Below are 21,354 nucleotides of genomic sequence, written 5' to 3'. Positions count from 1 at the left end.
GCCATGACCACCATCCGGGTACTGGGATCGGCCGCCGGCGGCGGCTTCCCGCAATGGAACTGCAATTGCCGCAACTGCGACGGCGTGCGCCGCGGCACCGTGCGCGCCATCCCACGCACGCAATCGTCGATCGCGCTGTGCGGCGACGGCCCGGAAGCGATCCTGGTCAATGCCTCGCCCGACATCCTGCAGCAGCTGCGCCAGACCCCCGCGCTGCAACCCGCCCGCGCCGGGCGCGACACCGCGATCGCCGCGGTGCTGCTGATGGATGCGCAGATCGACCACGTCACCGGCCTGCTGATGCTGCGCGAGCACCGCCGCGCGCTGCCGCTCTATGCCACTGCCAGCGTGCTCGACGACCTGGCCGGGGCGTTTCCGCTGACGCGCATCCTGTCGCACTACTGCGGGCTGCAGTGCCACGCGCTGCCCTGCGACGGCACCGCGTTGTCGGTGCCGCCGCTCGATGGCGTGGCGCTGACCGCGGTCCCGCTGCAAAGCAAGGCGCCGCCCTACTCGCCCAGGCGGCACGCGCCTCAGCCCGGCGACAACATCGGCCTGCGCATCGAAGACCGCCGCAGCGGCCGCAGCGCCTTCTATGCGCCCGGGCTGGGCCAGGTCGACGACCACGTCTTCGCGCAGCTGCGCCGCGCCGACGTGGTGCTGGTCGACGGCACCTTCTGGCGCGACGACGAAATGCAGGCGCTGGGCTACTCCACGCGCAGCGCCGCTGACATGGGCCACCTGGCCCTGTCCGGGCCGGGCGGAATGATAGAGGTGCTGGACCGCCTGCCCGCCAAACGCAAGATCCTCATCCACATCAACAACACCAATCCGGTGCTGGCGGAAGACTCGCCCGAGCGTGCCGAGCTGGCCCGGCACGGCATCGAGCTCGCCTACGACGGCATGGAAATCGCGCTATGACAGCCACCGTTGCCTGGAGCCCAGCCGAATTCGAGGCGCGCCTGCGCGCCCGCGAAAGCGGCTACCACATCCACCATCCGTTCAACCAGCGCATGGCGGCAGGCCAATGCACGCCCGCGCAGATCCGCACCTGGGTGGCCAACCGCTTCTACTACCAGGCCAGCATCCCGCTCAAGGATGCCGCGATCCTGTCCAACTGCCCCGACCGCGCCACGCGGCGCGAGTGGGTGGTGCGCATCCTCGACCATGACGGCACCGACACCGAGCCCGGCGGCATCGAGGCCTGGCTGCGGCTGGGCCAGGCCGTCGGCCTGGAACGCGACGCGCTGCTGGATCACCGGCAGGTGCTGCCCGGGGTGCGCTTCGCCGTCGACGCCTATGTCAACTTCGCGCGCCGCGCGCCGTGGCAGGAGGCGGTGTGCTCGTCGCTGACCGAGATGTTCGCGCCGAAGATCCACCAGGAACGGCTGGCCGGCTGGCCCACGCATTACCCGTGGATCGAGGCTGGCGGACTGGACTATTTCCGCTCGCGCATCCCGCTGGCGCAGCGCGACGTCGACCACGGCCTGCGCGTGACGCTGGACCATTTCCGCAGCGCCGCGCAACAGCAGCGCGCCCTCGACATCCTGCAGTTCAAGCTCGACGTGCTGTGGTCGATGCTCGATGCCATCCAGCAGGCCCACCCATGACCGCCGGCACGCAAGACCTCGCCACCCCGACCCTGCACCGCACCTTCCGGCTGCAGTGGGAGGACTCGCAGCAAAGCTGGGTGCTGCTGTACCCGGAAGGAATGGTCACGCTCAACGACAGCGCCGCCGCGATCCTGCAGCGCTGCGACGGCAACCATACGCTCGACATGCTGATCGACGACCTGCAGGCCGCTTTCGGCGTGCAGGGCATCGCGCCGGAGGTCCACGCCTTTGTCAAACATGCCACCGAACGCGGCTGGCTGGTCTGAGCCGGCGCCGCCCGGCCCGCCGCTGTGGCTGCTGGCGGAGCTGACCTACCGCTGCCCGCTGCACTGCGCGTTCTGCTCCAATCCGGTCGACTATGCCCGCCATGCGGAGGAGCTGGACACCGCGCAGTGGTGCGACGTGTTCACCCAGGCGCGCGCGCTGGGCGCGGTGCAGCTGGGCCTGTCCGGCGGCGAGCCGCTGCTGCGCAAGGACCTGGAGACGCTGGTGCGCCATGCGCGCGGCCTGGGCTTCTACACCAACCTGATCACCTCCGGCGTGGGCCTGACCGACGCCCGCCTGGCGGCGCTGCGCGAGGCGGGCCTAGACCATATCCAGCTGTCGTTCCAGGACTCCACGCGCGAACTCAATGACTTCCTGTCGAGCACGCGCACGTTCGAGCTGAAGCAGCGCGTGGCGAGGCTGATCAAGGCGCACGGCTATCCGATGGTGATGAACTGCGTGCTGCACCGGCACAACCTGCCGCATGTCGGCACCATCATCGAGCTGGCCTTGCAGCTCGGCGCCGAATACCTGGAGCTGGCCAACACGCAGTATTACGGCTGGGCCTGGGAGAACCGGCTGGCGCTGATGCCGACGCAGGAACAGCTGCGCGAGGCCGAGGCCGTCGTGCGGCAGTACCGCGCGCGCATCGGCCGGCAATGCCAGATCCTGTTCGTGGTGCCGGACTATTTCGAGGAGCGGCCCAAGAAATGCATGAACGGCTGGGGCACCACCTTCCTCGGCGTGGCGCCGGACGGCACCGCGCTGCCGTGCCACGCGGCGCGCATGCTGCCGGACCTGGTGCTGCCCGACGTCAGGACGGAAACCCTGCACGACATCTGGCACCACAGCGACGCGTTCCGCCGCTTTCGCGGCACGCAGTGGATGCCGCAACCGTGCCGCTCGTGCGAGCACAGCGAGGCGGACCTGGGCGGCTGCCGCTGCCAGGCTTTCCTGGTCACCGGCGATGCCGCCGCGACCGACCCCGCCTGCGCCAAGGCGCCGGGGCATGGGCGGCTGCGCGAGATCGTGCTCGAGGGGCGGCTGGCGGCGGCGCAAGCGCGCGAGTATCCGATGGTGTTTCGCAGTGATGCCAACTCGTTGAGGTTGAGTTCATCGCGGAATTCCGGGGGATAAGGTTGGGCCGCGCGGATAGATGCGGTTGACTTCGTGGATGCGCCGGCCCTCTCCCCCGCCCCTCTCCCGCAAGCGGGAGAGGGGAGAAAACAAGCGGGCAACAAAAGCCAGAGACATCGCAAGCGATAGCGCGTGCGAGCGCAGCGACGCACTCCGTGCCAGTGCACAAGACCTGAGATTGGGAGCGCGCGCAGCGCAGCCGAAGGCGTCCCACCAATAGCGTCCGCAGCAGGTGGCCTACACCCTGTTGGGATCGTTCAAAAGTGGGTGATCGGAGGCGTTGTCCCTGACTCACATAGCGTTAGCAGGTTCGAACGGGCACCCACGCCAAACGGAAATCACCACCGCCCGAACCACCAACGCCGCGGAATTGATTGCCAGCCGCACAGGCGACGCGTTTCTTGCCTACTTCTTGGCGCTCGGCCAAGAAGTAGGTCGCCGGCTACGCCGGCGAAACAGCCACGCCCGCCAAGCACGACAACCCAATCAACCGCAATACCAGCCAGCCCCGAGTTAGCGCCGCCGCCGCAGGCGAATCTTGCGCCGGCCACCAACGCTCGCGACGGACCAGAGTCTGACCCACCTCCCTGGCTCAACCAACCCCAAGCACCCACTCCGCCAGCTTCTTCGCATCATCTTCTCCCAGATTTCCATGCGGCGGCATGGGGATCCGACCCCACGCCCCCTTTCCGCCCTCCCGGATCTTCTTCGCCAGCGACGCGGCCGCCTGGCTGTCGCCCTTGTAGCGCGCCGCCACCTCGGCAAACCCTGGCCCGACTACCTTCGACTGCATGCCATGGCAGGAAAAGCAGCCGCTCTTGTCGGCCAGCGCCTGCATCTCCGCCGCCGTGGCGGCCAGCGCCGCGCCCTGCAACATCGCGCCAACCGCCGCCAGCGCCATCCATTCTTTCTTCATACCTGTATCCCGATCCGATGCTGTGGCGATCGTGCCCCGCGCGCGCGGGGCCGTGCCGCCGTTGTTTCGCTCAGCTCTTATGCAGCTTGAACACCCACACCGAGCCGCCCTGCTCCAGGAAATTCACGCGCTTGGCGACCTCGCCGCCCCACAGCGGCACCGCGCCGCCCCAGCCCGAGACCACCGCGACGAACTGCTCGCCGTTCTCTTCCCACGTGACCGGCGGCGCGACCACGCCGCTGCCGGTCTGGAACTGCCACAGCTCCTTGCCGGTCTTGGCGTCGGCGGCCTTCAGGTAGCCTTCCGGCGTGCCCCAGAACACCAGCCCGCCCGCGGTGGTCATGGCGCCGCCCCACAGCGGCGCGCCGTTCTTGACCTCCCACACGATCTTGCCGGTCTTGGGATTGATCGCGCGCAGCGAGCCGATGTAGTCATCGTTGAGCGGCTGGATGGTGAAGCCCGCGCCCAGGAAGGCGGCGCCCTTCTTGTAGCTGATGGGCTCGTTCCAGATGTCCATGCCCCACTCGTTGGCGGGCACGTAGAACAGGCCCGTCTGCGGGCTGTACGCCATCGGCTGCTGGTTCTTGCCGCCGAGGAAGCCGGGTGCCGCAAACACCGACTTGCCCTTCTTCTCGCCGTTGGCGGCGGCCGGGTCGCCGGGGCGGCCCTCGGCGACGTAGTTGGGGCGGCCGCTCTTCAGGTCGATGCCGGTGGCCCAGGTGATCTTCCTGACGAAGGGAAAGGCGTTGACCAGCTTGCCGCTGCTGGCATCGTTGACGTAGAAGAAGCCGTTGCGGTCGGCCTTGCCGCCCATGCGCTTGCCGTCCAGGTCGAAGGTGACGAACTCGTTCACGCCGTCGAAGTCCCAGCCGTCGTTCGGGGTGTTCTGGTAGTGCCAGACGATCTTGCCGGTGGCCGGATCGAGCGCCACGGTGGAGGCCGAGTAGAGGTTGTCGCCCTTGCGGATATGGCTGTTCCACGGGCCGGGGTTGCCGGTGCCGAAGTAAGCCAGGCCGGTTGCCGGGTCATAGGTGCCGCCCAGCCACGTGGCCGCGCCGCCGGTCTTCCAGGTTTCGCCGGGCCAGCTGGCGTTCTGGGTGCCGGTCATGCCGATCTCGGTCTTGTTGCCGTCCTTGTCGTACTTGTAGCCCATGTGGCCTTCGACCACCGGCCGCGACCACACCAGCTGCCCGGTCCTGGCATCGCGCGCGTCGACGCGGCCGACCACGCCGAATTCGCCGCCCGAGATGCCGGTCAGCACCAGGCCCTTGGCCACCAGCGGCGCGGCCGTGTACGAATAGCCGGCCGCGTAGTCCTCCAGCTTTTCCTTCCACACCACCTTGCCGCTGTTCTGGTCCAGCGCTACCAGCTGCGCGTCGAGCGTGCCGAAGATCACCAGGTTGTCGTACAGCGCCGCGCCGCGGTTGACCACGTCGCAGCACGGCATGATGCCTTCGGGCAGGCGGTGCTCGTACTTCCACAGCTTGCGCCCGGTCTTGGCGTCGAGCGCGTAGATACGCGAATACGAAGCGGTGACGAACATCTTGCCGTCGTGGATCAGCGGCTGCGATTCCTGCCCGCGCTGCTTTTCGCCGCCGAACGAGAACGACCACGCCGGCACCAGCCGGCCCACGTTCTTGGTATTGATGCGCGCCAGCGTGGAATAGCGCTGGCCCTGCGGGCCCATGCCCCACGACAGCACGTCGCCAGGGGACTTCGCATCGTTCTCGATCATGGCGTCGCTGACCGCCGCCTGCGCGGCTACGCTCGCCGCGGCGGCCGCGATTGCCACGACCGCCAGTCCAACTCGTATCGTCCTCATTGCCATCTCCTCTCTTGTTTTCGATTTCGCTGGTGCGCCACTGCGCCACACACCAGCACGCAAATGGCAAATCCCATGCCAGTGGACCGGGGCCCGATCACGCGCCCTGCAGGCCCGCCGCACGGTTGCGGCCCGCGCCAGCGTGCAACACTGCGTTGCAGCTGCGCCAGAATTGAACAGCCAGAATCGGTGCCTTCACCGCGCCAGCGCGGCTTCCTCGTGCGCCGGGTAGAGATGGATCACGTTGCGCAGATACTCGGCGGGCAGCGCGCCCCAGCGCGCATAGGGCTCGGGCACCGGCATGGCCATGACCTCGGCCAGGTCGCGTCCCTGCGCCGCCGCCTCGCGCAGTCGCGTGTCGAGCCATTGCAGGTAGGCGCGCGTCTGCGCGATAGCTTCCGTGCCGCCCAGCGCGGGCCCGTGGCTGGGCACCAGCAGGCGCGCCCCGCTCTGCTCCATCAGCGCCTGCAGCCGTGCCAGGCTGTCGAGCCAGCGCCCGATGTGCGCGTGCGGCGTGGTCGGGATGCGCTCGCGGAATACCAGCCCGCCGGCAAAGACGATGCCGGCATCCCGGTCCAGCAGCACCAGGTCCGCGTCGGTATGGCCTTGCAGGCGGATCAGTTCCAGCGTGCGGCGGCCGATCGTGCGTGGCCCGGCCTCCAGCGCATGCACCGGCGGCGCGGGTTCGGTGCCGCGCATCCAGTCGCCGCACAGGCGGTAGAGGTTGTCGGCATAGGCCGCGCCCTCGCGGCGCGCGCCGTCGATAGTGGCGGGCAGCGCGCTGCCGCCCACGTCGGCATAAGCCTGGTTGCCGAAGAAGTAGTCGGGATGCAGGTTCAGGTTCAGCACCAGCCGTACCGGCGCGCCGGTCAGCGCGGCGATGGCGCGGCGCTGCTGCTCGCCGTACTCGCGCGAGGGGCCGGTGTTGATCACCACCACGCCGTCGCCGGTGTCGATGAAGGCGGTATTGATGATGTTGCAGCCATTGGCCGGCGCGAAGTCGGCATTGGCGCCTTCCAGCAGCCACACGCCGGCGGCGATCTCGCGCGGCGCCAGGCGGTAGTCGGGCGGCTGCGCGGGGGCGGCCAGGACCGCGGCAGTGGCCAGCCACAGCAGCAGCGACGGCAATACGCGCTTCATGGCGACACCCGCGCCGCGATGCGGTTGCCGTTGTTGTCGTGGCCGGCCACGGTCAGGCCCGGCACCACCGCCTCGCGCAGGTCGAACGAGAAGATCGGGTTCTCGGCCACGGGCTCATGCAAGGTCAGCCGCAACAGCGGCTGCCGCGCCGCGTCGGCCAGCACCAGCGTCTCGAGATGGAACGCCGGGATGCCGGCGACCAGGCCGGTGTCCATCGGGTGCATTACACGCAGCCGCACGCGTGCGCCGGCATCGCCCAGGGCCGGGAACACGCGCGCCTCGACCCGGTTGAGCGTGCGGCTCCAGCTGCCGTCGCGGCGGGTAGCCCCGGGCACAGTGCAGCCACCGCCGCCGGCATCGACCCACGTGCTGCCGACATGCCAGGTGCCGTCGCGCGTGCGCGCCGCCACCCGCACCGGCGACGCCTGCTCCAGCTTGAAGCGGAACGACAGCGACGGCCGCACCCGCAGCGGTTCGAACGCCAGCACCGGGCGGATCGGGTTGCGGTCCACCGCCACCACGATGCGCTCGACCTCGCCCAGCGCCGACGCGTCGAAGGCGATCGGCACGCGCATGGGGTCTTCGGCAAAGGCGGGCCCGGTGACGCGCACGCGGCTGTCGAACACCACCGGGCCCTGCTGCAGCAGTTCCTTGTGGATCCAGGCCCATTGCGGCGACTGCATCGGATCGCTGTGCATGATCGCGGCACCGGTGCCGGGCGCGGCTGACACCGTGGCGCCGGCCAGCCCCAGCCATGCCAGCGCCAGCAGCGCCATGCCCTGCCGGCGGCCGGTCATGCCGGCGCCCCGCGGCGCGCCAGGCCGCGCTGCGGGTCGTAGCCGCGCAGCGCCAGCGCGAAAAAAACCACCGCGCTGGCCGCGACGATGGCCAGGCTTTGCGGCGCCAGCTGCCCGTACAGCGCAAAGCGGATCGCCTCGACCGCATGCGTGAACGGGTTCAGCCGCGCCAGCTGGTACACCGCCTCGGCGCCCGACTCCTGCAGGCGCCACAGCGGATACAGCGCCGAGCTGATGAAGAACATCGGGAAGATGACGAAATTCATGGTGCCGGCAAAATTCTCCAGCTGGCGCACATAAACCGACAGCAGCAGGCCGAGCGCGCCCAGCATCAGCGCCGCCAACGTCATCGCGCCCAGGCCGGCCAGCAGGTGCAGCGGCGCGAAGCGGATGCCGAAGCCCGCCGCCACCAGCAGGAACACGGCCATCTGCAGCAGCGACAGCAGCGTGCCCGCCGCCAGCTTGCAGCCCAGCAGCCAGCCGCGCGGCAGCGGCGCGGTCAGCAGCAGCCGCATCACCCCCATCTCGCGGTCGTACACCATCGCCAGCGACGACTGCATGCCGTTGAACAGCGCGATCATGCCCAGCAGCCCGGGCGCGACATAGACCTGGTATTCGATGTAGCTGTCGTACGGCGGCGCGATCGCGACGCCGAGCGCGTTCTGGAAGCCCGCGGCGAACACCAGCAGCCACAGCAGCGGGCGCACCAGCGACGACAGCAGCCGCCCGGGCTGGCGCAGGTACTTGCGCAGCTCGCGGCCGCAGACCGCGTGCAGCGCGCGCCAGCGATGGCGCATCGACGGGGACAGGGTCGCGGGCATGGTCATGGTGTCAGGTCGGGGCGCGGCACGCCGTATCGGCTTCGTCGGCGCCCAGGGTGTCGAGGTTGTTCTTCGGATGCAGCACGCCTTCGACCGGCGCGGTGCCGATCACGCCGTCGGGGTGCGCCAGCATCAGCGGCTGGCGCAGCTGGCGGTCCCAGCGCCGGAACGACAGCGGCGGGCCCTTGAAGCCGTCCACCACCACCTGCCCCGCGGCCAGCGCCTGCGCCTGCGCGGCAAAGCCCGCGGGCTGCCGCACCACGCTCTCGGCAATGGCCTTGACCGCGATCCAGGCGGCCCAGTCGTAGCCGGTCATCGGCCGGCCCGCGGCGCGGGCGAAGCGCCGGTTGAGCTGCGGCCCGCCGTTGCGCTCCCAGGCCCAGTGCCAGGCCTGCGCGCCCAGGCCGCTGGCGCCCACCACCGGGCGCGGCAGCTGCGTGGCATAGGGCAGGCCGCGCGCGAACTCGCCGTCGGTGTCGGCCACCACCACCACGTCGTAGTCCGCGCCGCCGGTCAGCAGCCTGACATTGGCCTGGTTGCGCTCGCGTGGATCGTTGGACAGCCGGAACGCGCGCTGCGCGCTCCAGGCGATGCCGAAGCGCCGCGCCGCGCCCACCAGCGCGTCGCGCTGCGCGGCGTCGGCCGCCGTGGGGCCGCTCAGCAGCAGCGCGCGGCGCCACTTGCGCGCGGCCAGGTACTGCATCAGCGCGTCGGCACGCATGCGCAGGCTCGGCAGCGTATGCAGCAACACCGGCGCGCAGCCGGCGCCGCGCAGCGCATCGTCGTCGGCCGAGACATTGAACAGCAGCGCCTCGCCCGGCCGGACCGCGCCCGCGGCGGCACGGACCGAAGCCGGCGGCAGGTCCAGCAGGATAAAGCGCGTGCCCTGGCGCGCCAGCGCCGCGACCAGCGTGGCCACCTCGGCTTCGGTGCGGGCCTGCTGCGCCTCGACCCGGAGCGACTGGCCCGCGGCCTCCAGCGCAAAGCGCGCTTCCGCCGCCGCCACCCGGGCGGCGTCGAGCGCGCTGCCCTGCGGCTGGTCGGGATAGCGCTGCGCCAGCCGCCGCGGCGCATGGCGGGCATCGTCGGCCAGCGACACTACCGCCACGCGCACCTCGGCGGCATGCAGTGGCGACGCCAGCACCGCCGCAAGCGTAAAGGCCAGCACCGCCAGCGCGCGCTCAATCATCGATCGCCACCGAATGCGGCACGCGGCCCGCCTTGAGCGTGGCCACCGCCTTGCGGCTGGCGGTGTCGACCACGCTGACATCGTCGGACAGCCCGTTGGCGACGTAGAGCCGCGCGTTGTCGCGGCTCAGCGCCAGCCCCCAGGCGCGCCGCCCCACCAGCACGTAGTCCTGCACACGGCGCGACGCCACCTCCACCACCGCGACATGGTTGGCACGGCCCAGCCCGATATAGGCGTGGCTGCCATCGCTGCGCGCCGCCATCCCGACCGGGGTCACGTCCTCGGCGCGCATGCCGCGCGGCGCGAAGGCGATGGTCTGGACCACCTCCAGCGTATCGGTGCGGATCACGCTGACGCTGGCCGACAGCTCATTCGAGACCCACAGCTCCTTGCCGCCGCGCACCAGCAGCAGCCGGCGCGGCCGGTTGCCGACGCGGATATTGCGCACCACCTTGCGCGTAGCGACGTCGACCACATGCACGAGGTTGGCGACCTCGGAGGCCACGTACACCTGCCGTCCGTCCGCGCTGACCCTGACGCCCTCCGGTTCCTCGCCCACCCCGACCGCGAACACGCGCTTGCCGGAACCGGTGTCGTAGGCCGACAGCAGCGCATCCTCTTCATTCGACACGTAGAGCGTGCGGCCATCCTGGCTCAGGTCGAACAGCTCCGGGTCGTCGCCGACCGGCAGCGACGCCACGGTCTTGCGCGTGGCGACGTCGACCACGTCGACGCGGTGGTCGTCGCTGCAGGCCACGTACAGCCGCGCGCGGTCCGGCGACAGCTGCAGGTGGCGCGGCCGCCGGCACTGGCGCCACGACGCCAGCTGCTGCCCGCTTCCGGCAGCGTAGGCGGTCAGCGCGTCGTCCTTTTCGCTGGAGACAAAGACCTGGCCGGTGGCGGCGCGCGCGGCGCCATCCTGCGCGCCTTCGGCCAGGCCGGCGGCAACCAGCAGCGCGGTGGCCAGCAGCCAGGCGCCGGCGAGCCAGGCGGGGGATGGCATCGGCTTCATGCAGCGAGCTCCGTTTGCGCCGCGCGGATGACCGACGGCGTCATGGCAAGAAATGCGGCTTCCAGCGTCGCGGCCGCGGTGACGCCCAGCAGCGCGGCCGGGGTGCCGTCGAAGCGAACCGCGCCGCGATCGAGCACGATCACGCGGTCGGCCTGTTCCACCTCCTGCACCAGGTGGGTGGCCCACAGCACGCCGGCGCCGGCGTGTCGCGCCAGCCGCCGGGTCTCCGCCAGCAGCTGCACGCGCGAGGCCGGGTCCAGCCCCACCGTCGGCTCGTCGAGCAGCAGCATGGCCGGCTCGTGCAGCAGCGCGCGCGCCAGCTCGACCTTGCGCCGGCTGCCGCCCGACAGCTCGCGCACCGGCGCTTGCGCGCGCGGCGCCAGGCCGAAGGCCTGCAGCAGGCGCGCGCTCCGCTGCGCCGCCTCGCGCCGCGGCAGGCCGTGCAGGTCGGCATGGAAGCGCAGGTTGGCCAGCACCGACAGGTCCAGGTCGATGGCGGGCTGCTGGAACACGATGCCGAGTTGCGCCAGCGCGCGCACCGGGTCGCGCCGCATGTCGCAGCCCATCACCGTGACCTGCCCGGCATCGGCGACGAACAGGCCGCTGAGGATCTGGAACAGCGTGGTCTTGCCCGCGCCGTTGGGCCCCAGCAGCGCCACGAACTCGCCGCGCCGCACGCACAGTGAGACCCCGTCGAGCGCGACGCGCCCGCCGAACGCCTTGCGCACCGCGTCGCAAGCAAGCGCCGGCGCTTCCTGCATCGGCAGCGCGTTCATAACTGCTCCTTCGCCCGTGCCGTGCCCGCACGCTGGGCAAAGCTGCGTTCGGTGTCCCAGGCCTGGCGCAGGAAGGCTTCGTATTGCGCGGTGCCAAGGTAGGTCAGCTCCTGGTCGTAGCGGGCCAGCTCGGCAAGATGGCGCGGCTGCTGCATGGCGGCGCGGAACGCGTCGTGCAGGCGCCTGACGATGGCCGCATCGGTGCCGCGCGGCACGCCGATGCCGTAGGGCGAGTTGTGGACCGCGTCGGCGAAGCCCAGCTCGGCCACGGTCGGCACTTCGGGCCAGCGCGCCGAACGCTGCGCGCTGAACACCGCCAGCAGGCGCAGCTTGCCAGCCTCGACGAAGGGCGCGAAGCCGGTGGAATTGACGCCCGCCATCAGCGAGCCGTTGGCCACCGCCAGCATCTGGTCGGCGGTGCCGTGGTACGGCACGTGCAGGTAGCGCACGCCGCTGCGGCCGAGCACGTCCTCCATCGCCAGGTGCGCGGTGGTGCCGATGCCGGTCGAGCCCACGGTCAGCTGGCCCGGATGCGCGCGGCCCCAGGCGATCAACTCGCGCAGCGAGCGCCACGGGCTGTCGGCGGGCACCACGATGCCGAAGGTATAGCCCGAGATCATCAGCACCGGCTGGATGTCGCGCAGCGGCTGCCACGCGGTCTTCTGCTGGTGCGGGAACCGGTACACCGTCAGCGGCAGCTGGCCGATGGTGTAGCCATCCGGCCGTGCGGCGGCAAGCAGCCCGCCCACCAGCGTGCCGCCGGCGCCGGGGCGGTTCTCCACCACGATCGGCTGTCCCAGCTCACGCCCCGCCAGCTCGGCCAGGATGCGCATCGAGATATCGGTGGCGCCGCCCGCCGGCCACGGCACCACCAGCGTGACCGGACGCGACGGATAGGCGGCTGCGCCCTCGGCCCGCGCGAAGCCCGCCGGCAACAAGCCGAGGCACATCGACAGCAGGCAGGCAAGGCAACGGAACATGGCAAGGCACCGGACCGGGTTGGGATGCGGTGTGACAGAGCAAGGCCGATACCATGTGCGATGCAGCATGGCATGCCGCATCCCCGCGCGCCTTGCCGGGCCAGCGCTGCACGGCTGCCGGCGGCCGCCTCGCAGCGACGCGTGCTGCGGGGTGTCGGCCGGCAGCCGCGCAGCACTGTGCCGTGATGGAACACTGGTCCGCTGGCGGCAACGCCCCACTGTCCTGTTTTGTGACAGGGCGCAGGCCCACGCTGCTGCCCGGTACGAAAACTGCTGAAGCCCTGCCGACAGGCGCGGCCCGATGCAGGCATGCGCCGCTATCCCGAGGAGACGACCATGCCAGCCATCCCGCGCCCTGCACCGCCAGGCCAGCGGCCATCCCGACTTCCGCGCGCCGTCGCGGCACGCCCGTGGCGCCACGCCGCGGTGCTGTCCGCACTGGTCACGCTGCTGTGCCAGCGTGCCGCTGTGGCGCAACAGGACACTGTTGCGCCAAACCAGGACAGTACGCTGCTGCCCGAAGTGCTGGTGGTGGCCGCCGCGCCGCTGCCCGGCATCGGCGTGGCCAGCGACCTGGTGCCCTACACCGTGCAGAGCGTGCGCGGCAGCGAGCTCGGCGGCGCGCGCGCCGGCAACCTGGCCGACTACCTGAACCGCCATCTCGCCGGCGTCAACGTCAACGACATCCAGGGCAGCCCGTTCCAGACCGACATCACCTACCGCGGCTTCCGCGCCTCATCGATCCCCGGCGTGCCGCAGGGGCTGTCGGTGTACCTGGACGGCATCCGCGTCAACGAGCCCTTCGGCGACGTGGTCAGCTGGGACATGATTCCGGAGGCGGCGCTGGCAAGCGCGTCGCTGGTGTCCAGCGCCAATCCCGCCTATGGCCTCAACACCCTCGGCGGCGCGCTCGCGATGACCACGCGTTCCGGGCTGGACTCGCCCGGCTTCAGCGCCGACCTGTCCTACGGCAGCCATGCCCGCAAGCGCGCCGACCTGTCCGGCGGCGTGCGCAGCGACAGCGGCTGGCATGCGTTCGCCGCCGGCACGCTGTTCCAGGAGCACGGCTGGCGTGACCATTCCGAGGGCCGGCTCGGCAATGTCTTTGCCAAGGCGGGCTACGCCGGCGCCAGCAGCAGCTGGGATGTCTCGGTGCTGCACGGGCGCAGCACGCTGACCGGCAACGGGCTGGTGCCGAGCTATCGCGCGGCTGACGGCGGTACCCTGCCCGAGCTGTACCAGTCCAACCGGCGCGCGGTCTACACCTATCCCGACCAGACCCGCAACCTGGTCACGCAGGCCGCGCTCAACGGCCGCCACTGGTTCGACGACAAGACCAGCGCCGCGGCGCTGGCCTATGTGCGCAACAGCCGCCGCGACACCGCCAACGGCGACGTCAACCCGGACTACGAGGCCTACGCCGAAGACTGCGAGGACGGCTTCGACGCCGACGGCAGCCCGCGCGGCGACGACTGCGGCATGACCCGCGCCCAAGGCGCGGCGCTGCACCCGGCGGTGCTCAACACCAGCCATATGCGGCAGCAGACCGTGGGCATGGCGCTGAGCCTGGCGCGGGAGAGCGAGCATCACGTGCTCAATGCCGGCCTGACGCTCGACCGCAGCCGCCTGACCTATTCGCAATACGCACAGCCCGGCAGCTTCACCGACGACCGCGGCGTGGTCGCCGATCCCGCCGCGGCCAACGCGCTGTTCTCCGGCGTCAGCGGCAACGCGCGCACGCTTGGCCTGTACCTGTCCGATACCTGGTCGCTGACGCCCACCACCTTCCTGACCGCGTCGGCGCGCTGGAACCACGTCAGCGTCAGCAATACGCTGCGCAACAGCGACGGCAGCGAGCAGCCGCGCGAAAGCTTCACCTACCGCCGCCTGAACCCGGCGCTGGGGCTGGCGCAGAAGCTGGGCGGCGGCGTCACGGTGTTCGGCGGCTATGCGCAGAACAACCGCGTGCCGACCGTGCTCGAACTCGGCTGCGCCGACCCGGAGCGGCCCTGCCGGCTGCCGGCGGGCCTGCAGGCCGATCCCTACCTGAAGCAGGTGGTGTCGCATGCGTTCGAGGCCGGCGTGCGCTGGCACCCGCGCCCGCACACCGAGGTCACGGCATCGCTCTATCGCATCGACAACCACGACGACATCCTGTTCGTGCGCGCGCCGAACACCCAGCTCGGCTACTTCGCCAACTTCGACCGCACCCGCAACCAGGGGCTCGACCTCAGCGCCCGCCACCGCCTCGGCCCGGTCACGCTGCGGCTGGCCTACAGCTACCTGCAGGCCACCTACCAGTCCGCCGGCGCGCTGGCCGCCGGCGAACGCACCATCGACATCCGCCCGGGCATGCGCATGGCCGGCCTGCCGCGCCATACGCTCAAGCTGGGCGCGGACTGGCAGGCGCTGCCCGGGCTGGTGCTGGGCGCCGACCTGGTGGCGGTGTCGGGCTCGGTCTCCAGCGGCAACGAGGACGGCCTGCGCAGCGACCCGCAGCCGGGCGCAGCGCCGCAGGCCGCCGACTTAAGCACGCCCGGCTATGCCACCATCAACCTGCGTGCGGCGTATCAGGTCAGCAAGCGCTTCGAGATCTACGCGCGCGTGGCCAACCTGCTGGACCGGCGCTACGAGACCTATGGACAGATCGCCAACGACGTCTTTCCCGGCGGCAGCCTGGTGCGGCCGCACGTGGCCCCGGGCGACGCCGCCAGCGCGCTGTTTGTGGCGCCGGGGGCGCCGCGCAGTGTCTGGCTGGGTGTGGTGTTCCGGATGTAGCGCCGCCGTCTTCACGATTCCTTACAGACAACGGCGCGGGCACAATCTATTCTCCTGTCGCAAATGGAATCCCCCACAACAAGGAGAATGCAATGAAATCCGTCCTGGCCCTTCTGGTTGCGTGCAGCGCGCTGCTCGGCGGCTGCGTGGTCGCCCCTTATGACACCTACGGCGGCGGCCCGCAGGGCTGCCCGCCGGGGCAGGCCAAGAAAGGCAACTGCCGCGTCGACGCGTACGGCAACGAGTCGTTCTGCCCGCCGGGCCAGGCCAAGAAGGGCCGCTGCTAAGCCCGGCGTGGGGGCGGCGCCGGCGTTCCGGCATCCCGATCGGTTGCGCCGGGCGGGCCGGCAGCCGGACAATGGCGGCTGCGGACATTCCCTCTTGCAGGAGCGCGCCATGCCACCCCGGTCCCTGCCCCGCCGTCACCTCGTCCTCTTCTGCATAGCCGCCGCCCTGCTCGGCGCCTGTGCCACGCTGCAGCCGGAGCAGACCGGCCAGCAGATGATCGGCAGCCCAGAAAGTGCCGTGCGCCAGACTTTCGGACCTCCCACCGAGACCCACCGCCTGGCCGACGGCACCAGCCGCTGGCTGTGGTCGCGGCAACCTTTCGGCCATGAGGTCTACGCCGCCGATTTCGACGCCGCGGGCAGGCTGATCCGCTACCGCCAGATGCTGACCGAAGCCGAGATCTATCGCGCCCGGGTCGGGGTCTGGACCAAGCAGGACGTGCAGCAGCACTTCGGCCTGCCACGCGAGCCGGTGCAGTATTACCCGCTGATGCAGCGCGAAGCCTGGTCCTGGCGCATGTACAAGGACGGCTTGCAGACGGCGCACTTCAGCTGCTACTTCGACAACGCCGGCGTGCTGCGCCAGACCATGATCATCGTCGACCCGCTCGGCGGCGACGCACGCCGCGCGCGCTGACGCTGAAGCTGAAGTTGAAGCGGATCCCGCCGCCGGTGCCAATGCCGGCAGCAGGGGCTCCCCGGCCCCGGCACCGTTTTGCGCGCAGAATGGAGGCGATGCGGCAATGCCCGCCAACCCTCCATGCGGAAGACCAACGTGACCACAGCCATCCTGCTCGAGAACATCCACCAGAGCGCCAACGCCCGTCTGGCCGAAGCCGGCCTGCAGGTCGAGCGCCGCACCGGCGCGCTGGCCGGTGCGGAACTGCGCCAGGTGCTGGCCGATCATGACGTGATCGGCATCCGCTCTGCCACCCACCTGCGCGCGGACGATATCCGCAGCGCGCCCGGGCTGCTCTCGATCGGCTGCTTCTGTATCGGCACCTCGCAGGTCGACCTCGACGCCGCCACCGCCGCCGGCATCCCGGTGTTCAACGCGCCCTTTTCCAACACCCGTTCGGTGGCCGAGCTGGTGGTTGCCGAAGCGGTGATGCTGCTGCGCCGGATCCCCGAGAAGAACACGCTCGCGCATGCCGGCAAATGGGCCAAGGGCGCAGCCGGCGCGTTCGAGACGCGTGGCAAGACCATCGCCATCATCGGCTACGGCAATATCGGCTCGCAGGTGGGCGTGCTGGCCGAATCGATGGGCATGCGCGTGGTCTACTACGACGTGCTCGCGCGGCTCTCGCACGGTTCGGCCCGCGCCGCGGGCTCGCTCGAAGAAGCGGTGTCGCAGGCCGAGGTGGTGACGCTGCACGTGCCCGCCACGCCGCGCACGCGCAACATGATCGATGCCAACATCCTCGCCGCCTTCAAGCCCGGCGCAATCCTGATCAATGCCTCGCGCGGCAGCGTGGTCGACATCGCCGCGCTGGCCGCGGCGCTGCGCGAGAAGCGGCTGGGCGGCGCGGCCATCGACGTGTTCCCCGAAGAGCCCAAGACCAACCAGGATCCCTTCACCAGCGAACTGCAGAACCTGCCCAACGTGCTGCTGACCCCGCACGTCGGCGGCAGCACCGAGGAAGCGCAGGAGAACATCGGCACCGAGGTCGCGGCCAAGCTCGCGCACTTCCTCGCCACCGGCGGCACCATCGGCGCGGTCAACTTCCCCGAAGTCGACCCCGGCCCGCTGCATGCGCCGGCACGGCTGCTCAACGTGCACGGCAACGCGCCCGGCGCGCTGGCGGCGCTGAACACGCTGCTGGCGCAGGAAGGTGTGAATATCACCGGCCAGCATCTGCAGACGCGCGGCCACACCGGCTATGTGGTCACCGACCTGGACCGCGCGCCGTCCGAACAGCTGATGCAGGCGCTGCAGACCCATGCCGGCTTTGCGCGCTCGCGGCTGATCCTGCGCGGCGCGGTGTAGCCACGTGGCCATGGTTGCCGGATCCATGCCGTCAATGTCCACCGGACTGTCTTAAATGCCAAATATGATCTGAACCGGCCACTATGCTGAATGCAGCCCACACCCGCATTGGTGGGCCTGCACGCTAGCGATGACAATGGCGGCCCGCGCGGGCCGCACTAACTTATCGTGAGGTTCAGATATGTCGCTTGAACGGAGCAGGAAGGCCGCCGCCCTGGTCGGCCGGCTCGCCGCAGCCGCGCTGCTGGCGAGCGCGGCGAGCAGCAGCGCTGTTGCGAAAACCGGCACCATTACGTTCCTGGGTGCGATCACCAACCCCTCATGCGGCTTCCGCGCGGCCGCTGGCCAGGTACAGGCCAGTTGCCAGCAGCCAGCGGGCCACATGGTCTCGACGCCCTTCGCGGTGGCACCGCACCATCCGGCAGGACCGACGCGCATCGGCGCGGCCGAGCTTGAAGTGCAACCGGCGCTCGCCGGCAAGCGCAGTTCGGCGCCAGCCTACCTGGTCGTGGTGACCTATCACTAGATGACATATTCCGCGGACTGCGCCTGGCGCAGCTACCGCAATCGGGGGATCGCGCAGCCAGCGTTGCGGCCCATGCCGCATCTGGTGCCAGCGCTGGCTGCCGCGTCGCGAGTGCCGTCTTGACACCTTCGCATGTGCTTCCTTTAATGGTGTAACGAATCGGGCCGCACCGGCTCCTATTTTTGCCGAGGACGTCAACTGCCATGGAATCCGGTGACCACCACGATCCGCAACGCAAGCAAGAAGAACTGCGCAGTTTCCTTTTCCTGACCGCCGTCATGGTGCCGGTGCTGTCCGTCATCATCGTTGCGGGCTATGGGTTCATTGTCTGGATGACCCAGCTGATCAGCGGACCGCCCTCCCACTAGGCGGACCGTGCAGGCCGGTGTTGCGCAAGCTGCGCCACCGGGGCATTGGATTGATAAAAAGAAGCTGCAGCACAGACTGAAACGGCATCGAACCGGAGCTTGCGCATGCCCGCTGCAAGAAGTGCCATCCCCATCCAGCCGCTGCCGGCGGGCGCAGAATGGCATATCGCCGGCATCGTGGTCCATGCCCTTCCCGCCAGCCTGCCGCAGGTGCGCGCGGCCATCGACGCGATGGCCGGCGCCGAGGTCCATGCCGTCAGCGACAGCGGCAAGCTGGTGGTCACCCTCGAAGCGCCCACCTCGCGCGCCATCGCCGCGCACCTCACCTTCCTGCACCAGCTCGACGGCGTGCTGTCGGCCGCACTGGTCTACCAGCACAACGAAGACGCCGACGCCATGCACGAGGTCGTGAACCCCGCAATGAACGAGGAGGCAGGCATATGACCCTCTCCCGCCGCGATTTCATCAAGCAGACCGCCGTCGCCGCAACGGCATCCGTGGCCGGCGTCGCGCTGCCGGCCGGTGCCGCCAACTTTGTCACGGACAGCGAGGTGACAAAGCTGAAGTGGTCCAAGGCGCCGTGCCGCTTCTGCGGCACCGGCTGCGGCGTCACGGTGGCGGTCAAGGACAACAAGGTGGTTGCCACCAACGGCGACCCGCAGGCCGAGGTCAACAAGGGGTTGAACTGCGTCAAGGGCTACTTCCTGTCGAAGATCATGTATGGCCAGGACCGGCTGACCAGGCCGCTGCTGCGCATGAAGAACGGCCAGTACGACAAGAACGGCGAATTCGCGCCGGTCACGTGGGAGCGCGCCTTCGACGAGATGGAGCGCCAGTTCAAGCGCGTGCTGAAAGAGAAAGGCCCGACCGCGGTGGGCATGTTCGGCTCGGGCCAGTGGACCGTGTGGGAAGGCTATGCCGCGTCCAAGCTGTACAAGGCCGGATTCCGCTCCAACAACATCGACCCCAATGCACGCCACTGCATGGCATCGGCCGTGCAGGGCTTCATGCGCACCTTCGGCATGGACGAGCCGATGGGCTGCTATGACGACTTCGAGGCCGCCGACGCCTTCGTGCTGTGGGGCTCGAACATGGCAGAGATGCATCCCATCCTGTGGACCCGCATCACCGACCGGCGCCTGAGCCATCCCAAGACCCGCGTGGCGGTGCTGTCGACCTTCACCCACCGCTCGTTCGACCTGGCCGACATCCCGGTCATCTTCAAGCCGCAGACCGACCTGGCGATGATGAACTACATCGCCCACTACATCATCAAGAACAACAAGGTCAACAAGGACTTCGTCAACAAGCACACGGTGTTCAAGGAAGGCGTGACCAACATCGGCTATGGGCTGCGTCCCGAGCATCCGCTGCAGAAGGCGGCCAAGAACGCGGCCGATCCCGGCGCCTCGCGCCCGATCACGTTCGACGACTTCGCGCGCTTCGTGGCCAAGTACGATGCCGATACCGTCAGCAAGCTGTCGGGCGTGCCCAAGGACAAGCTCGACCAGCTGGCCGAGCTCTATGCCGATCCCAACATCAAGGTGATGTCGCTGTGGACCATGGGCTTCAACCAGCATACGCGCGGCAGCTGGGCCAACAACATGATCTACAACCTGCACCTGCTGACCGGCAAGATCGCCACGCCGGGCAACAGCCCGTTTTCGCTGACCGGGCAGCCGTCCGCCTGCGGCACCGCGCGTGAGGTCGGCACCTTCTCGCACCGGCTGCCGGCGGACATGGTGGTGACCAATCCCAAGCACCGCGAAGAAGCCGAGCGCATCTGGAAGCTGCCGGCGGGCACCATTCCCGACAAGCCGGGCTACCACGCCGTGCTGCAGAACCGCATGCTCAAGGACGGCAAGCTCAATGCGTACTGGGTGCAGGTCAACAACAACATGCAGGCGGCGGCCAACCTGATGGAAGAGGGCTTGCCGGGCTACCGCAATCCCGCCAACTTCATCGTGGTGTCTGACGCCTACCCCACCGTCACCGCGCTGGCGGCCGACCTGATCCTGCCGAGCGCGATGTGGGTCGAGAAGGAAGGCGCCTACGGCAATGCCGAGCGCCGCACGCAGTTCTGGCACCAGCTGGTCGATGCGCCGGGCGAGGCGCGCTCCGACCTGTGGCAGCTGATGGAGTTTTCCAAGCGCTTCAAGGTCGAGGACGTCTGGCCCGCCGACCTGATCGCGAAGAAGCCGGAATACCGCGGCAAGACCCTGTTCGACGTGCTCTACCGCAACGGGCAGGTCGACAAGTTCCCGCTCAAGGAAGTCAGCACCGAGTACCACAACGCCGAGGCCAAGGCCTTCGGCTTCTACGTGCAGAAGGGGCTGTTCGAGGAATACGCCACCTTCGGCCGCGGCCATGGCCACGACCTGGCGCCGTTCGACGCCTACCATGAGGCGCGCGGCCTGCGCTGGCCGGTGGTCAACGGCAAGGAAACCCGCTGGCGCTACCGCGAAGGCAGCGATCCCTACGTGAAGGCCGGCACCGGCTACCAGTTCTACGGCAACCCCGACGGCAAGGCGGTGATCTTCGCCCTGCCCTACGAGCCGCCGGCCGAATCGCCCGACAAGGAGTACCCGTACTGGCTGGTCACGGGCCGCGTGCTGGAGCACTGGCATTCCGGCTCGATGACGCGCCGCGTGCCCGAGCTGTATCGCGCCTTCCCCAACGCCGTGGTGTTCATGCATCCGGAAGATGCCAGGGCCATGGGACTGCGCCGCGGCGTGGAAGTGGAGGTGGTGTCGCGGCGCGGGAGCATGCGCTCGCGCCTTGAGACCCGCGGGCGCGATGCGCCGCCGCGCGGGCTGGTGTTCGTGCCGTGGTTCGACGCCAGCCAGCTGATCAACAAGGTCACGCTCGACGCCACCTGCCCGATCTCGCTGCAGACCGACTTCAAGAAGTGCGCGGTCAAGATCGTCAAGATCTAGCGCGG

21 protein-coding genes are annotated in these 21,354 nt (G+C 69.6%); 12 read left to right on the top strand and 9 right to left on the bottom strand.

Annotated elements, in window-relative coordinates; all coding sequences use genetic code 11:
* The first annotated feature begins 3 nt into the window (after nt 1–3).
* Genes pqqB through pqqE form a run of 4 tightly spaced genes read left to right on the top strand, consistent with a single transcriptional unit; the run spans nt 4 to nt 3,014 of the window.
* Nucleotides 4–921 carry a pyrroloquinoline quinone biosynthesis protein PqqB gene (gene pqqB, locus C7416_RS23410; protein ID WP_111521145.1) on the top strand — a complete coding sequence of 306 codons (918 nt, stop codon included), beginning with the start codon at nt 4–6 and terminating at the stop codon, nt 919–921.
* Nucleotides 918–1,610 (top strand): pyrroloquinoline-quinone synthase PqqC, encoded by a 693-nt coding sequence (gene pqqC / locus C7416_RS23405; protein ID WP_111521144.1) that lies wholly within the window; start codon nt 918–920, stop codon nt 1,608–1,610. Before pqqB ends, pqqC begins: the two co-directional genes overlap by 4 nt.
* The gene (pqqD, locus tag C7416_RS23400) at nt 1,607–1,879 is read left to right on the top strand and encodes a pyrroloquinoline quinone biosynthesis peptide chaperone PqqD (RefSeq protein ID WP_012355511.1); all 273 of its coding nucleotides are present in this window, start codon (nt 1,607–1,609) and stop codon (nt 1,877–1,879) included. Before pqqC ends, pqqD begins: the two co-directional genes overlap by 4 nt.
* A complete protein-coding gene (gene pqqE, locus C7416_RS23395; protein WP_111521143.1) occupies nt 1,851–3,014 on the top strand; it encodes a pyrroloquinoline quinone biosynthesis protein PqqE in 1,164 nt (387 codons plus the stop codon). Before pqqD ends, pqqE begins: the two co-directional genes overlap by 29 nt.
* A 592-nt stretch (nt 3,015–3,606) precedes the next feature.
* On the opposite strand, the gene C7416_RS23390 is transcribed toward pqqE, so the two are convergent.
* From C7416_RS23390 to C7416_RS23350, 9 genes are all read right to left on the bottom strand, one after another.
* Nucleotides 3,607–3,930 carry a c-type cytochrome gene (locus C7416_RS23390; RefSeq protein ID WP_111521142.1) on the bottom strand — a complete coding sequence of 108 codons (324 nt, stop codon included), beginning with the start codon at nt 3,928–3,930 and terminating at the stop codon, nt 3,607–3,609.
* A gap of 70 nt (nt 3,931–4,000) precedes the next feature.
* Nucleotides 4,001–5,752 (bottom strand): PQQ-dependent methanol/ethanol family dehydrogenase, encoded by a 1,752-nt coding sequence (locus C7416_RS23385; protein ID WP_111521141.1) that lies wholly within the window; start codon nt 5,750–5,752, stop codon nt 4,001–4,003.
* 195 nt (nt 5,753–5,947) lie between these two features.
* Complete coding sequence (locus tag C7416_RS23380; protein ID WP_111521140.1) at nt 5,948–6,892, bottom strand: quinoprotein relay system zinc metallohydrolase 1; 945 nt, start codon at nt 6,890–6,892, stop codon at nt 5,948–5,950.
* Nucleotides 6,889–7,689, bottom strand: coding sequence for a quinoprotein dehydrogenase-associated SoxYZ-like carrier (locus C7416_RS23375; RefSeq protein WP_111521139.1), 801 nt, complete (start codon nt 7,687–7,689; stop codon nt 6,889–6,891). The genes C7416_RS23380 and C7416_RS23375 overlap by 4 nt, the downstream gene beginning before the upstream one ends.
* Nucleotides 7,686–8,516, bottom strand: coding sequence for an ABC transporter permease (locus tag C7416_RS23370; RefSeq protein WP_181461305.1), 831 nt, complete (start codon nt 8,514–8,516; stop codon nt 7,686–7,688). The genes C7416_RS23375 and C7416_RS23370 overlap by 4 nt, the downstream gene beginning before the upstream one ends.
* Before the next feature lie 4 nt (nt 8,517–8,520).
* Nucleotides 8,521–9,699 (bottom strand): type 1 periplasmic-binding domain-containing protein, encoded by a 1,179-nt coding sequence (locus tag C7416_RS23365; protein ID WP_111521138.1) that lies wholly within the window; start codon nt 9,697–9,699, stop codon nt 8,521–8,523.
* Nucleotides 9,692–10,711 carry a PQQ-dependent catabolism-associated beta-propeller protein gene (locus tag C7416_RS23360; protein WP_111521137.1) on the bottom strand — a complete coding sequence of 340 codons (1,020 nt, stop codon included), beginning with the start codon at nt 10,709–10,711 and terminating at the stop codon, nt 9,692–9,694. The genes C7416_RS23365 and C7416_RS23360 overlap by 8 nt, the downstream gene beginning before the upstream one ends.
* Nucleotides 10,708–11,487 carry an ABC transporter ATP-binding protein gene (locus C7416_RS23355; RefSeq protein WP_181461304.1) on the bottom strand — a complete coding sequence of 260 codons (780 nt, stop codon included), beginning with the start codon at nt 11,485–11,487 and terminating at the stop codon, nt 10,708–10,710. The genes C7416_RS23360 and C7416_RS23355 overlap by 4 nt, the downstream gene beginning before the upstream one ends.
* Nucleotides 11,484–12,467 (bottom strand): tripartite tricarboxylate transporter substrate binding protein, encoded by a 984-nt coding sequence (locus C7416_RS23350; protein WP_111521136.1) that lies wholly within the window; start codon nt 12,465–12,467, stop codon nt 11,484–11,486. Before C7416_RS23350 ends, C7416_RS23355 begins: the two co-directional genes overlap by 4 nt.
* A 336-nt stretch (nt 12,468–12,803) precedes the next feature.
* On the opposite strand from C7416_RS23350, the gene C7416_RS23345 reads away from it, so the two are divergent.
* The 8 genes from C7416_RS23345 (at nt 12,804) to napA (ending at nt 21,349) form a co-directional block, all read left to right on the top strand.
* Entirely contained in the window at nt 12,804–15,245 is a 2,442-nt protein-coding gene (locus tag C7416_RS23345) for a TonB-dependent receptor (protein WP_111521202.1), read from the top strand.
* Nucleotides 15,246–15,337: 92 nt separating this feature from the next.
* Nucleotides 15,338–15,532: a hypothetical protein gene (locus tag C7416_RS23340; RefSeq protein WP_062802722.1), complete on the top strand. Its 195-nt coding sequence runs from the start codon at nt 15,338–15,340 to the stop codon at nt 15,530–15,532.
* Nucleotides 15,533–15,641: 109 nt separating this feature from the next.
* Nucleotides 15,642–16,169 (top strand): hypothetical protein, encoded by a 528-nt coding sequence (locus C7416_RS23335; RefSeq protein ID WP_111521135.1) that lies wholly within the window; start codon nt 15,642–15,644, stop codon nt 16,167–16,169.
* 123 nt (nt 16,170–16,292) lie between these two features.
* On the top strand, nt 16,293–17,519 hold the full coding sequence (gene serA, locus C7416_RS23330) for a phosphoglycerate dehydrogenase (protein WP_111521134.1): 1,227 nt from the start codon (nt 16,293–16,295) through the stop codon (nt 17,517–17,519).
* Between the two features lie 181 nt (nt 17,520–17,700).
* Nucleotides 17,701–18,045, top strand: coding sequence for a hypothetical protein (locus C7416_RS23325; RefSeq protein WP_111521133.1), 345 nt, complete (start codon nt 17,701–17,703; stop codon nt 18,043–18,045).
* 203 nt (nt 18,046–18,248) lie between these two features.
* Nucleotides 18,249–18,413, top strand: coding sequence for a periplasmic nitrate reductase, NapE protein (gene napE / locus C7416_RS23320; protein ID WP_111521132.1), 165 nt, complete (start codon nt 18,249–18,251; stop codon nt 18,411–18,413).
* 105 nt (nt 18,414–18,518) lie between these two features.
* The gene (locus C7416_RS23315) at nt 18,519–18,857 is read left to right on the top strand and encodes a chaperone NapD (RefSeq protein WP_111521131.1); all 339 of its coding nucleotides are present in this window, start codon (nt 18,519–18,521) and stop codon (nt 18,855–18,857) included.
* The gene (gene napA, locus C7416_RS23310; protein WP_111521130.1) at nt 18,854–21,349 is read left to right on the top strand and encodes a periplasmic nitrate reductase subunit alpha; all 2,496 of its coding nucleotides are present in this window, start codon (nt 18,854–18,856) and stop codon (nt 21,347–21,349) included. The genes C7416_RS23315 and napA overlap by 4 nt, the downstream gene beginning before the upstream one ends.
* Nucleotides 21,350–21,354 lie beyond the last annotated feature (5 nt).

Source organism: Cupriavidus phytorum (genome assembly GCF_003254285.1).
GTDB lineage: Bacteria > Pseudomonadota > Gammaproteobacteria > Burkholderiales > Burkholderiaceae > Cupriavidus > Cupriavidus phytorum.
Note: the sequence above shows the minus strand (reverse complement) of the source record. Positions and strands in the feature narration are given on the sequence as shown.